Origin of the sequence: Zwartia vadi, assembly GCF_030410375.1 — a bacterium.
Classification (GTDB): Bacteria; Pseudomonadota; Gammaproteobacteria; order Burkholderiales; family Burkholderiaceae_B; genus Zwartia; species Zwartia vadi.
Window position 1 is genome coordinate 307,248 of record NZ_JAUHHE010000001.1, and the last position, 13,047, is coordinate 320,294.

Sequence of the window (13,047 nt, forward strand, 5' to 3'; positions counted from 1 at the left end):
ATTAGAGTCATGAACGCTCAAACTAACAAATTATCATTTGCGTCCACTGGGGATCTTTACTCATGACACATCCACGTCTATCCGGACGAGAGTTGCAATGCCTGGAATGGGTCTCAGCAGGCAAGACCAGCTGGGAAATCGGGCTGATTCTTGGTCTCTCCGAGCGAACTGTCAACTTTCACCTTCTCAATGCCTGCCGCAAACTGACAGTTTTTGGCAGACAAGCGGGCGTGGCACGCGCCATGCGGCTTGGCTTGTTATCCGGCAATCCTCACCTCAACCGGAGCGAACGCACGAACTCCAGCGCATTTTCATTTGAAAGAGATTGTTTCGGACCAGAGACCACGACCTGAATCAGCATGCCACGATGCACTACCACTCTGGCCATCATGAACGAAGGCTTATTGGCAACGACTGTATCCAGCGTGAAGATCTCACCTTTCAGCGCTGCCTCAGGCGCTTGCTTGCCAGCGCGGGCTGACAATGCGGAAACGACGGTTTTGACCAACGCCTGGCTTTTTTCCTGCGTAATTGATTCCGGCAAGGCAATAAACCCCACCGAGAAGACCGACTCGCCCACTGCGGCAGAGGTCAAGGAAAAACTGGCTTTCAGCCCGTCAATTTCAATGGGGCGCTGCTCGGTTTGGGTGCGGGAAGGAAACATGATGACGCCCCGCTCTTCGGCCACCGTCGACTCACGCCAGTTGTACTCGGGTGTGCAAGCGCTCAGCCACAGCGCTGATAGGCATATAAGGGTGAGGGTCAGGAATGTACGCACAACTTGCCTTTATGAATACTGTTTGAAGACGACCAGTCAAACAAACGTAAATTGTCCTCTATTTTTGCCCCAGAGGGGTAAAGTGCGACTTCCCTTAAAATGAACTGATTCGCTTCAGCAATAGGTTTTCCCGTGTCCATACTGACTCAACGTCTTGCCACCCTCCAATCCCATCCCGAGATCCTCGGGAAGTCGCTGCGCGGCATTGAAAAAGAGGGTCTTCGCGTGGATCTGCGCGGCGCGCTTTCAATGCGTCCGCACCCCGTCGCTTTAGGCTCGGCGCTGACACACCCGCGCATCACCACGGACTACTCAGAGGCCCTGCTTGAGCTGATTACCGGTACACACACGAACGTCGACAGCCTGATGGCAGAGCTTGACGAGGTGCACCGCATCGTCGCCAACACACTGACCGACGAGATCATGTGGAACCACTCCATGCCTGCGCGCCTGCCGGCAGACAACGAAATACCGATTGGCTGGTACGGCACCTCGAACACCGGCATGATCAAACACCTCTACCGTAAAGGCTTGGCTGAGCGCTACGGGCGCACCATGCAATGCATCGCAGGACTGCATTACAACTTTTCTTTCGATGAGTCGCTCTGGGAGCTCCTCGAGCTGCCCCAACCCACTCTCCAAGACCGACGTTCTGCGGGCTATATCTCCCTGATTCGCAACTTCACGCGATACAGTTGGCTCCTAATGTATTTGTTTGGCGCCTCACCGGCTCTCTCGAAGGACTTTTTGCGCGGTCAAACGGCTAATTTGCTCTCCCTTGACGAGCAAACGATGTATTTGCCTCATGCCACGAGCTTACGCATGAGCGACTTGGGATATCAAAACAAAGCGCAATCCGGCCTCAAACTTTGCTACAACGACCTCAAGACATTCTTAGAGCGCCTATATGACGCCGTGACAACACCCTGGCCCGATTATCAGGCGATTGGCACACACCGCAACGGGGAATGGATTCAGCTCAATACGAATGTCTTGCAAATTGAAAACGAGTTTTACTCGAGCATCCGTCCCAAGCGCACGACGGGCCCCTGTGAGCGTCCGATCACCGCACTGGCTGAGCGCGGGATTCAATACATTGAAGTCCGTTGTCTTGATATCGACCCAAGCCAGCCAACAGGCATTTCGCCACTCACCGCTCGCTTTGTTGATGCATTCCTGCTGTTTTGCGCTCTTCAGGAAAGTCCGCCTTTTGCCGATAGCGGCTGGTGTTCCGAAAGTGCTGCAAACTTTTCAACAGTCGTCAAAAAGGGGCGTCAACCCAATCTCCACCTCTCCAGACTGGGTCAAGAGGTGTCTCTTGAGTCTTGGGCCAGCGAACTGCTGGACCAGATTGCACGATGCGCGGAAACACTCGACGGAGCGCTAGGCGCACAAAGTTATCAACAGGCCGTGCTTGCCCAGCGCGAAAAGGTCGCGAACCCCGCCAACACCCCATCCGCAAAGTTTTTGGAGCAGCTTGTCGCAAGCAAGACTTCTTTTCATGACTTTACCCTTGCCCAAAGCGCCGCGCATGCCCGCGCACTCAAGCAGGCGGGTCTGAGCCCAGCGGAACGCGCGGCCACACAGGCACAAGCCACCCAGTCGCTCATGGAGCAACAGGCAATTGAAGCCAGTAACACAGAGAGTTTTGATGAGTACGTGGCGCGCTTTCACGCTGCACTGAAAAAACCGGGCTGAAAGACCTGTTTTGGCGCGCCCGACAGGAATCGAACCTGTATCGAGAGCTTCGGAAACTCTTATTCTATCCATTGAACTACGGGCGCCAGAGGGCGAATTATAGCGGCAGAAGTACAACGACTCCCCCGTCAAAACGTAATTGCTTCTGTCTTTCCCACCTAGGTTGCCCGATGCCGCTATAATCCTTGGGTTTGTAAGAAAACCGCCTAACTACTATGGCTGGTTTCCTGCGCCACAAGAGTGATTCGTTACTCCGTGCGTTCAGGCTTCCGGTCGAAGACTCGCAGGATTTGGTCATGAGCAATACGCAGCCACACGAAGAGCATCAATCGCCTATCAAGACACCGAAGCAACTGATCGTCACGATCTTGTTGTCTTTTATCGTGCCAATCATCATCATCATTCTGCTGGTCAAGCTCGTCACCGCCGGTGACCAGGTAGGCGCAGGCTCTAACACACTCGGCCCGGAAGCCACCCAAAAACGCATTGCACCCATAGCCAGACTAGACCTCGTCGATGCAAGCGGTCCAAAAGTATTCAAGACTGGCGAGCAAGTCTACAAGGCGGTCTGTGCCGGCTGTCACGACTCTGGTGCCGCCGGCGCCCCCAAGTTTGCTGATGCAGCCGCTTGGGCAGGTCCGAACGCTACAGGTCTTCAGTCCATGGTTGCCAGTGTGATCAAAGGCAAAGGCGCCATGCCTGCAAAGGGCGGCAACCCGGCGCTTGATGACTTTGAAATCGCGCGTGCTGTGGTGTATATGGCAAACAGCGCAGGTGGTAAATTTGCTGAGCCTGCTGAGCCCAAGCCAGCCGATGCTGCTGCAGCGCCTGCTGCGGCACCCGCAACTGCAACTGCTGCTGCACCCGCCCCAGTAGCTGCTGTCGCCGCAGCACCTGCGATGGCAGCCGCAGCACCCGCTGCTCCTGCGGCCGCGGCAGCTACTAACGGTGTCGGTGAAAAACTCTACAAACAGGCTTGCGCAGCCTGCCATAACGCAGGTGTCGCCGGTGCCCCCAAGTTTGCTGACAAAGCCGCATGGGCTCCGCGCATTGCAACAGGCATGGATGCAATGGTTGCTTCTGTCATCGCAGGCAAAGGCATCATGCCAGCCAAGGGTGGCGCTGCTGGTGCAAGCGACGCTGATTTACGCGCGGCTACACAGTACATGGTGGATGCGGCCAAGTAAGCTTGACGCCCCACACATTAAAACGCCCTCTTTTAAGAGGGCGTTTTACTTTATAACCGCTACTTTATAACCACTACTTTCTGATCACCGTTTCACGTCTCTTCAAACTTTCAATAAAGAGATGCCAAGCTGGACGCGGCGTTGCAGCCACAAGCTTGGACGATACCGCGGGTCGCCCGTTACGTCTTGCATATTGCGCAAGATTTCCAGAATATTCTCTGCGCCCAGCGCATCTCCCAGACCCAGAGGTCCCTTTGGATAACCCAAACCAAGATTCACCGCTCGGTCAATATCTTGCGGAGTGGCGATATCTTGCTGTGCAATGTCGCAGGCAACATTGACAATCATGGCGACGATTCTCTGCGCCACAAAACCTGCTGAATCCCTTACGACACTGACTCGCACGTTGTCGCTACCGAAGATGGCATGGGCCATCTCTCGATAATTTGCATGGGTGGCGGGTGAAACCATCAGGGTGCGTCGACGCGTCTGTTCAAAATCATGCAAAGTATCCAGACCGACTGTGCGGGCGGCATCCAGTTTTTGTTTAAAAACCGAGGTGGATACGTCCTCGCCATAGGGCGTCACAACGATGAGACTATCCACGTCCGGCTGGTGCCCCCCCTGAACCTTGATACCCAGTCTTTTAAGTAATGCTTCCGCTCTCTCGTGGCCCTGAGGATGTGCCCGGCTGACCCAGACCTTGACCGGTCCCGTTATAGCCGGGGCAGCAGGCTCAATGACGGATTGCTTTTGACCATCTTCGTATGAGTAAAACCCACCCTGACTCTTGCGACCATACAAACCGCCTGCCACACGAACCGTACCGATTGGTGAAGGCTTAAAGCGTGGTTCCTCATAAAACTGACGATAAATGGACTCCATCACAGCATGTGACACATCCAGTCCAGTTAAATCCATCAACTCAAAGGGTCCCATTTTGAATCCGGCCTGCTCACGCATGATGCTATCAACCGTCACAAAATCTGTGACATTTTCCTGAACCACGCGCAAACCTTCGGTGTTCATCCCGCGACCCGCGTGATTGACAATGAATCCGGGCATGTCTTTGGCTCGAACAGGCGTATGTCCCATCCGCGTTGACAAGCTCATCAAGGCATCACCGACTGCGGGGTCGGTTCGTAAACCGTCAATCACCTCAACCACTTTCATCAGAGGAACAGGATTAAAAAAGTGATAGCCCGCTACGCGCGCGGGATGTGCGCAACCGGCCGCGATCGAAGTGATGGATAACGAGGAAGTATTTGAAACAAGAATGCAATCCGCGGAAACGACCGACTCTAATTGTTTAAAAAAGGTTTGTTTAATATCGAGCCGCTCAATAATGGCCTCGATCACCAAATCACAATCCGACAAATCTTCAAGCTCATCAATCAAATAGAGCTTTCCCAAGGCTTCATGCGCCTGCTCGAGGGTCATTTTCCCTTTATTGGCCAACATGGTCCAAGTCTGAGTCAGGGTATCGCGTGCGGAATTGAGCGCCGCAGGATTCGTATCAAACAACTTCACTCGCAGGCCTGCCTGAGCCGCGATTTGCGCGATCCCTCTTCCCATTGCACCCGCACCGGCGACACCCACTGTCTGAATCGGTTTCATATGATTTCCTGAAATCAAGTTAAGTCAAACTCTAGCTATTGCATAATAGTCATAATCAAAGCTCTCGTCATTTCGGTCTCCAGCCAAACGACGCTTAACCCTCAAACACGGCTTGCCTCTATGACACAAAGCGACTCGAGTGGAAGTCCAATCACGGAGCAACAGTTTCCGCGCATATTCGCCGCCCGCGATCCACAAGGGCACAAAGGGAGCTTTGGCTCTGTGGCCATACTCGGCGGTTCGAGCGGGATGACGGGCGCCATCATTCTAGCGGGACGGGCTGCACTCAAAAGTGGCGTTGGCAAAACCTATCTCGCCGTGACACAGACGCCGTCACCTGTTGCCTATGACCCTCTCAATCCCGAGTTGATGCTGCATGACGCGCACACACTCATCGAGCAGGCTGCAACCATGGATGCCTGGGTCGCAGGCTGCGGTCTCGGTCAGACACCTGCAGCACTTGACCTGCTCAAACAGCTACTGCGCACTCGTGCCGCGCGACCTCTGGTCCTGGATGCTGATGCGCTCAACGCTCTCGCACGGGGCGACATCACTGCTTCGTGGGGACCGGGCGTTGTCGTGCTGACCCCCCATCCCACCGAAGCGTCGAGACTACTTCAAACTGATACCCACTCAGTTCAGGCAGACCGATCCAATGCCGCGCAGACACTTGCTCGCCGCTATAACGCCTGGGTTGTTCTCAAAGGTGCGGGGACGATTGTCTGCGCGCCTGACGGACACTGGCAGGTCAACACCACTGGTAACGTCGGACTGGCAACCGGAGGGACAGGTGATGTGCTGAGTGGCTTGCTAGGCAGCCTTCTTGCGCAAGGGATCCCTGCCGAACAAGCCATTACCGGTAGCGTTTGGCTGCACGGCGCCGCGGCCGATATGCTCGTATCTGAAGGTTGTGGTCCGATTGGATTAACAGCCGGGGAGCTTCCAGACGCCATCAGAAAACTCAGAAATCGAGTATCTTTTCAACAGAATCAAAAATAACTGCCCTTGACAAGGAACATCATGAATACCGCCACAGCACCAGGTCTCGACCGTCCAGCCATCACACCTGAAGCACAAGCCCTAGCTGCAGGGACCAAGACCTGGATCGAGTGTGAGTCACCTTCAAGCGATCCTGCTGCGGTCCACAAGATGGCGAAAATTATTGTCGCACAAGCCAAAGATGCAGGCCTGACCGTCACACTCAGCGAAATCGGACCGACCAAACTGCCCCTTATTCACGCTACCAACCGCGCGAACGGAGATACACGGCCCGGCTTGCTACTACTGGCCCACATTGACACCGTGCATCCACATGGCACGCTTCAGACGAACCCATGTCGCATCGAGGATGACAAGCTTTACGGGCCAGGCAGCTTTGACATGAAGGGTGGGACGTTTTTAGCGCTGACCGCTCTTGGCGAGTTTTCCAAACCAGGCTCAACGCCCATGCCAGTCGACTTTCTACTCGTCCCCGACGAAGAAGTCGGAAGTCATGCTTCACGCGAACACATTGAAGCCTTTGCCAAGCGCGCGGTCTACACATTAGTGCCGGAACCTGCTCGTCCGAATGGCGGTCGCTGCGTGACGGGCCGCAAAGGTACGGGCATGCTCAAACTCTCCATCACAGGCAGACCCTCTCATGCGGGGATGGCCCATGAAAAAGGCCGCAGTGCGATTCGCGAAATGGCGCATCAAATACTCGCTCTTGAATCCATGACCGATTACAGCCGTGGCATCACCGTCAGTGTTGGAACGATCCGTGGCGGCAGCGTCACGAACACCGTCCCTGCCCATTGCGAAATCATGGTGGACTTCCGCATCCCTGACGAAGCAACGGGACTAGAGGTCTTGGCCCGGATGCAAGCGCTCAAACCCGTCGATCCGGATGTCACCCTCCAAATAGAGGTCGAGCTCAATCGACCTGCAATGGTCAAATCACCCGCCGCTGAACAACTCCTGGAGAAGCTCAAGCCCTTCGCTGACGCAGCGGGCTTTACGCTCGAAGAGGCCCCTGTATCGGGAGGGGGAAGCGATGCGAACTTTACTGCGGCGATCGGCTGTCCCTCCATTGACGGCCTGGGCGCTGAAGGGGACGGCGCACATACTCTGCGCGAACATATCTTTGTATCCACGCTTCCCAGAAGGCTGCAATTCTGGCGCAATACACTCGCCAGCCTCTCTTAATTTTTTTTGTTCAGCATCGCCTTGAGCATATCGAGGCGATTTTTGGGGCTCATCGTATCCGGTTGAAGCTGGAGCGATGCATTGGACAATCCCATCTCTTCAATAAAGCGCGAAGGCTCGCGCACAAGATCTTCGCGCGCACGCCTGCGCTTTTGGCACCAGCTCAAATGCAGGCTACGCTGCGCACGCGTAATACCCACGTACATCAAACGCCGCTCCTCCTGAATGCGTGAAGCCAATGCATCGGCGGCCTTGGCAGGATCGACATCCTCATCATCTCGCCCCATATGCGGTAACAAACCTTCCTCGACACCAAGCAAATACACATGCGGATATTCCAGGCCCTTGGAAGCGTGTAACGTGGAGAGCTTGACCGCATCAGGTTCCTCCTCTTCACTGCGCTCGAGCATTGTGACTAGCGCCACATGCTGAACGAGATCAAGCAGGCCCATGCTATCGGCCTCAGCTTTACGTTTGAGCCAACCAACAAGCTCAAGCACATTTTGCCAACGAGACTGCGCAGGCTTTTCATCCAGAATGTCATAGAGATAACGCTCATACTGAATGGCACTGAGCAGATCATCCAGGATCACACCTGCGGGCTCTGCCGGATGCACTGTCTGACCTGATTCGACTCGACCGGCGCGATATTGAATCCGGCTAATGAACTCTCCAAACGTTCGGAGCGGCTCAAGCTGCCGTGCGTTCAGACGCGGCTCAATGCCTTGTTCAAACAAAGCCTCAAAAAGGGAAATATGCCTTTCCCCTGCGTATTGTCCGAGCGTCTGAAGTGTCGCCTGCCCAATCCCCCGCTTAGGGGTAGTTGCGGCACGAATAAAGGCAGGATCATCATCTTCATTAGCGATCAGTCGAAGATAGGCCAGCACATCGCGCACTTCCGCTTTATCAAAAAAACTCTGGCCACCCGAAATCGTATAGGGAATGTGAAGGTTTCTCATCGCCTGTTCGACAATACGTGACTGATGATTACTGCGATACAAAATCGCAAAATCCTTCCACGCAGCCTGTTTTTCAAAACGCGCGGCTGAAATTTTCATGGCGACGTTCTCAGCCTCCACCTCTTCACTCGTCATTGCCGTCACACTAATCGCATCACCCATCCCATGCTCAGACCATAGCTTCTTTTCAAACAGTTTGGGGTTTTTAGTGATCACATGGTTGGCTGCCGCAAGAATACTTTGACTCGAACGATAGTTTTGCTCGAGCTTGATCAGTTTGATCTGCGGATAGTCAGTCGTGAGCTTGGCAAGATTTTCAATCGTCGCGCCACGCCAGGCATAGATCGCCTGATCATCGTCCCCAACCGCGGTAAACATCGCACGCGCACCTGTTAGCCATTGCACGAGGCGATACTGGCAAACATTTGTATCCTGGTATTCGTCCACCAAAAGGTAGCGTACCTTTTTTTGCCATTTCTCACGGGCCTCGGCACTGCGCTCAAAGATTTGAGCGGGTATGGCAATCAAGTCATCGAAATCCACAGCCTGATAGGCAGCCAAGGTTGCTTGATAGCTTCGATAAATCCGCGCGGCTTCGATCTCGCTGGGCGACGAGGCAATATTTGCCGCCGTATCAGGATCCAGCATGGCGTTTTTCCAGAGTGAAATAGTTTGCTGCACAGCACGCAAACGGCCTCGGTCAGTCGTCGCCAACAGGTCCTGAATAATGGCCAAGGCATCATCCGAATCAAAGATCGAAAACTGGGGCTTGAGGCCTGCGTGCCGGGCCTCTTCGCGCAAAATTTTCACGCCAAGAGAGTGAAACGTGCTGATTGTCAGACCTTTCGCAATAGATGGATCCACGAGTCGTTTCACGCGATCCTCCATCTCACGCGCAGCTTTATTCGTGAAGGTCAGTGCCAGTACGTTTCGGGCAGGGTAACCGCAGTCACACAATAGATAAGCGATTTTTTGAGTGATCACACGCGTCTTGCCCGAACCTGCTCCTGCAAGCACAAGACATGGTCCATCCAGATACAGCACCGCTTCGCGCTGCACTTGGTTCAGACCATGAGTAAAAGACGTCGACATAAAGACCAATCAAATTTCTAGCGGATCAACTTCAAGCTGCCATCGTACTCGACGCAGATCAGGATGATGTTCAAGCTGTGTGAGCCAGTTTCTCAACAGTGCCTGTAGCGCAGGACGGTGCGTTGCCTCGACTAATAACTGCGCACGACACATATTGTCGACCCGGACAATGCGAAGCGGAACAGGGTCATACAAACTCACGACCGCTTCTGTTTGCTGCGTTTCCAACAAACTTTGCGCGGCATCCCGTGCCGCTTGTAAAAATCCGAGCGCAACATTCAAGTCACGCGCCTCGGCGCTCAGCAAAGCCTGATAAGAAAATGGCGGCAGCATCGCCGCCTCTCGCTCACGCATCGTATGTCGCGCAAAACCCGAGTAATCATGTTTAAGCAAAGCCTGATACACCGACTGTTCAGGATATCCGGTCTGTACGATGACCTCACCATGCCCAGTGTGCCGACCCGCACGCCCAGCGACCTGCATCAATTGGGCAAACAACCTTTCCGGCGCACGAAAATCTTGCGAGAACAGCATCGCATCGGCATTGAGGACGCCAACCAAGCCAAGATTTGCAAAATCGTGGCCTTTGGCCACCATCTGCGTACCCACTAAAATATCAACTTCACCGGCATGCACGCTTGCAAAGAGCGCCTGGGCGCTACCCTTTTTGCGCGTGCTGTCCGCATCGATACGCGCCACACGCGCCTCTGGAAACAACAAACCTAAATGTTCTTCTATGCGTTGTGTACCACGACCGATCGGCTGCATATCCTGATCGCCACAATCCGGGCACGACTGCGGAACGCGTTGCTGAAAACCACAGTGATGACAATGCAGTTGATGACGCACTGCTGTCGTTCGATGCAAGACGGTAAAGGTCGTACAGCGCGGACACTGACTCACCCATCCACAAGAGGTACAGTGCAAAGCCGGTGCATAGCCCCGACGATTTAAAAAAATCAGTACCTGTTCACCCTTTGCGAGTCGCGCACGCATGGCATCCAAAAGCTGAACAGACAGACCATGCTCCATCTTCAGGCGTCGCGTGTCGACCAGCCGAACACTAGGCAAGGTCACCTCGCGTGCGCGCCCAGGTAAATCCAGCCTTTTGTAGTTTCCTTTCTCAGCGTGCACCCAGCTTTCAAGTGAAGGTGTGGCGGAGCCCAGTACAACCGGTATTTTCAGGTCATGCCCCCTCCAGACAGCCAGATCCCGCGCGGAATAACGCAAACCATCCTGTTGCTTGTAGGAAGGATCGTGCTCTTCATCGACCACAATCAAGCCAATGTCGTCCATCGGTGCAAAGATCGACAGGCGCGTGCCTAAAACGACTTTCGCCTCACCACGCTGGACGCGCAACCACGCCCTTAAACGCTCGCCATCGGACAGCGCGCTGTGCAAGACGGCAACACCCCCAACGCCCGCCACAGGTTCAAGACGCGCCCTCAATGACTGCTCAAACTGAGGGGTCAAGTTGATCTCCGGGACCAATAACAAGACCCGTTTACCTTGGGCTAATGTTTGAGCAGCAGCATGAAGATAAACCTCTGTCTTGCCACTACCCGTCACGCCATATAAAAGAAATGTCTGAAATTGTTGGGCGGCTGCAATCGCCTCGACCGCAGATTGCTGTGCATCATTGAGCTGTGGCGCTTGTGTGGACTCCGTCGGCTTGGATTTTGGTGCGCGTTTTTGATCCAGACGCACGACCGGACCTCCTGCAGAGCGCTTGCCCTGATAGGCGCTCAGGCTACGCAGTGCGACCGGCAGGGCAGGCATCACCACTTCACCCAAAGGACGCTGATAATAGTCTGCGGCAAACTTGGCAAACTTCAGCCAACTTGCCGATAAAGGCGCAATATCTCTAAGAACTGCTTCCGCGGCTTTCACAACACTCGGATCACAGCCAGGTTCTTGTGGAAGATCCACGACCAAACCGATCATCTTTCTACGCCCAAAAGAAACGATGACCCGGTCACCGATCATCACCTCCGCCGTGCAGCGATAGTCAAAGGGACCTTCTAGCGGAACATCCAACGCCACGCGGATCCAGACCTCAAAAGAGGCCTCTTCGTCCGACGATGAATGACACGAATCTGACATGTACTTAATGTTGTTTCTTGATTTTGAAGCTAAAAGACTGACACATCATGTCTTCGAAAAAATGATGACACAGCTTGTGGATAACTTTGGGGAAAACCGTAGCACTTCAGTACATCGTTTAGGCTAGTTATCACAATCTCTATGCCTAACAAAGCCTAATCAACAATATTTTTATATATATATCAATTAGTTACATATCTATCATAGAATTGACTTTCTAATTCTAGGGCTTTCCCGCAGATTTTTACCGCTGTGCACAACTGACTCAGTATGGTGCAGGATTGCAGCGGTTTTTCCTTGAAAAGGCGCATGATTGTTCACTTTTAGGTCGCGAATCAGTGCATCTTCTTGCTATATCCACGAACCTCGTCGAGCAGAACGCCAACAGCCTCTGGAGGAGTGAACTGGGAGATACCGTGGCCCAGATTAAACACATGCCCACCCTTGCCTACAGGGCCGAAATTATCAAGTACCCGCCTGACCTCCTGGCGGATAGCAGGCTCACCACCAAACAAGGCGATTGGATCAAGGTTTCCTTGAAAGGCGACCGAATCTGAAACACGTCGTCTTGCGGCCGCCAGATCGACTGTCCAATCCAGACCCACCGCATCCGCACCACACGCGGCGATCGATTCAAGCCACTGACCGCCACCTTTGGTGAAAACAATCACAGGTACCTGACGACCCTCATTTTGACGCTTGAGGGCTTTCACGACCTGTGTGGTGTAGTGCAAGGAGAATTGTTGAAACAATCCATCAGCCAAGACACCACCCCAACTATCAAAAATCATCACCGCCTGCGCACCGGCATCAATCTGAGCATTGAGATACTGGGCGGTTGTCTCGGCGTTAATTTGAAGAATACGATGAAGCAGATCCGGTCTTGCGTACAACATGCTCTTGATCAAGCGATAGTCGTCACTCCCCTTGCCTTCGACCATGTAGCATGCCACGGTAAATGGGCTGCCGGCAAAACCAATCAAAGGCACACGTCCATCCAACTGTCGCCGTATGACTCGTACCGCATCAAATACATATTGCAGTTTCGACATGTCCGGAACGGCTAATTTCGCGACGTCCTCCTCGTGACGGATCGGATGTGCAAATCTCGGGCCTTCACCTTGCGCAAAGGATAAGCCTAAACCCATCGCATCCGGCACAGTCAAAATGTCGGAGAATAAAATTGCCGCGTCCAAAGGAAAACGCTCTAGCGGCTGCAGCGTGACCTCTGCTGCATAATCAGGATTTTGAGCCAAACCCATAAAGGATCCCGCACGGGCGCGTGTCGCGTTGTACTCAGGCAAATAACGGCCCGCCTGTCTCATGAGCCAAGTTGGCGTGTAGGGCACAGACTCGCGCATGAGCGCACGCAACAGCAAATCGTTTTTTAACGGGGATACAGACACGTTATTCCTTTGTTCGGGCAATT

10 protein-coding genes and 1 tRNA gene are annotated in these 13,047 nt (G+C 53.7%); 5 read left to right on the top strand and 6 right to left on the bottom strand.

All coding sequences use genetic code 11. The features are described from left to right. Positions 1-62 precede the first annotated feature (62 nt). Entirely contained in the window at positions 63-353 is a 291-nt protein-coding gene (locus tag QWY27_RS01500; RefSeq protein WP_290194004.1) for a helix-turn-helix domain-containing protein, read from the top strand. Here the strand turns inward: QWY27_RS01500 and QWY27_RS01505 are convergent. After that, on the bottom strand, positions 272-778 hold the full coding sequence (locus QWY27_RS01505; RefSeq protein WP_290194006.1) for a hypothetical protein: 507 nt from the start codon (positions 776-778) through the stop codon (positions 272-274). The two genes, QWY27_RS01500 and QWY27_RS01505, sit on opposite strands and share 82 nt — an antisense overlap. 132 nt (positions 779-910) lie before the next feature. On the opposite strand from QWY27_RS01505, the gene gshA reads away from it, so the two are divergent. Beyond that, positions 911-2,476, top strand: coding sequence for a glutamate--cysteine ligase (gene gshA / locus QWY27_RS01510; RefSeq protein ID WP_290194008.1), 1,566 nt, complete (start codon positions 911-913; stop codon positions 2,474-2,476). Positions 2,477-2,487: 11 nt separating this feature from the next. On the opposite strand, the gene QWY27_RS01515 is transcribed toward gshA, so the two are convergent. Beyond that, positions 2,488-2,562, bottom strand: a tRNA-Arg gene (locus QWY27_RS01515). A gap of 210 nt (positions 2,563-2,772) precedes the next feature. On the opposite strand from QWY27_RS01515, the gene QWY27_RS01520 reads away from it, so the two are divergent. After that, positions 2,773-3,663 carry a c-type cytochrome gene (locus QWY27_RS01520; protein WP_290194010.1) on the top strand — a complete coding sequence of 297 codons (891 nt, stop codon included), beginning with the start codon at positions 2,773-2,775 and terminating at the stop codon, positions 3,661-3,663. Positions 3,664-3,765: 102 nt separating this feature from the next. Here the strand turns inward: QWY27_RS01520 and QWY27_RS01525 are convergent, their stop codons facing one another. Continuing rightward, positions 3,766-5,280, bottom strand: a complete 1,515-nt coding sequence (locus QWY27_RS01525; RefSeq protein WP_290194012.1) for a 3-hydroxyacyl-CoA dehydrogenase — start codon at positions 5,278-5,280, stop codon at positions 3,766-3,768. 120 nt (positions 5,281-5,400) lie between these two features. Here QWY27_RS01525 and QWY27_RS01530 point away from each other — a divergent pair, with 120 nt between their 5' ends. Together QWY27_RS01530 and QWY27_RS01535 are read left to right on the top strand one after the other, a co-directional pair. Further along, positions 5,401-6,279, top strand: coding sequence for an NAD(P)H-hydrate dehydratase (locus QWY27_RS01530; protein WP_290194014.1), 879 nt, complete (start codon positions 5,401-5,403; stop codon positions 6,277-6,279). A 21-nt stretch (positions 6,280-6,300) separates the two neighbouring features. After that, positions 6,301-7,464, top strand: a complete 1,164-nt coding sequence (locus QWY27_RS01535; protein WP_290194015.1) for a M20 family metallopeptidase — start codon at positions 6,301-6,303, stop codon at positions 7,462-7,464. On the opposite strand, the gene QWY27_RS01540 is transcribed toward QWY27_RS01535, so the two are convergent. The 3 genes from QWY27_RS01540 to hemE all read right to left on the bottom strand — a co-directional run bounded on the left by QWY27_RS01540 (position 7,461) and on the right by hemE (position 13,024). After that, the gene (locus QWY27_RS01540) at positions 7,461-9,515 is read right to left on the bottom strand and encodes a UvrD-helicase domain-containing protein (RefSeq protein WP_290194017.1); all 2,055 of its coding nucleotides are present in this window, start codon (positions 9,513-9,515) and stop codon (positions 7,461-7,463) included. The two genes, QWY27_RS01535 and QWY27_RS01540, sit on opposite strands and share 4 nt — an antisense overlap. Positions 9,516-9,524: 9 nt before the next feature. Further along, positions 9,525-11,618, bottom strand: coding sequence for a primosomal protein N' (locus tag QWY27_RS01545; protein ID WP_290194019.1), 2,094 nt, complete (start codon positions 11,616-11,618; stop codon positions 9,525-9,527). Between the two features lie 335 nt (positions 11,619-11,953). Continuing rightward, on the bottom strand, positions 11,954-13,024 hold the full coding sequence (gene hemE, locus QWY27_RS01550) for a uroporphyrinogen decarboxylase (RefSeq protein WP_290194021.1): 1,071 nt from the start codon (positions 13,022-13,024) through the stop codon (positions 11,954-11,956). Between the last annotated feature and the right edge of the window lie 23 nt (positions 13,025-13,047).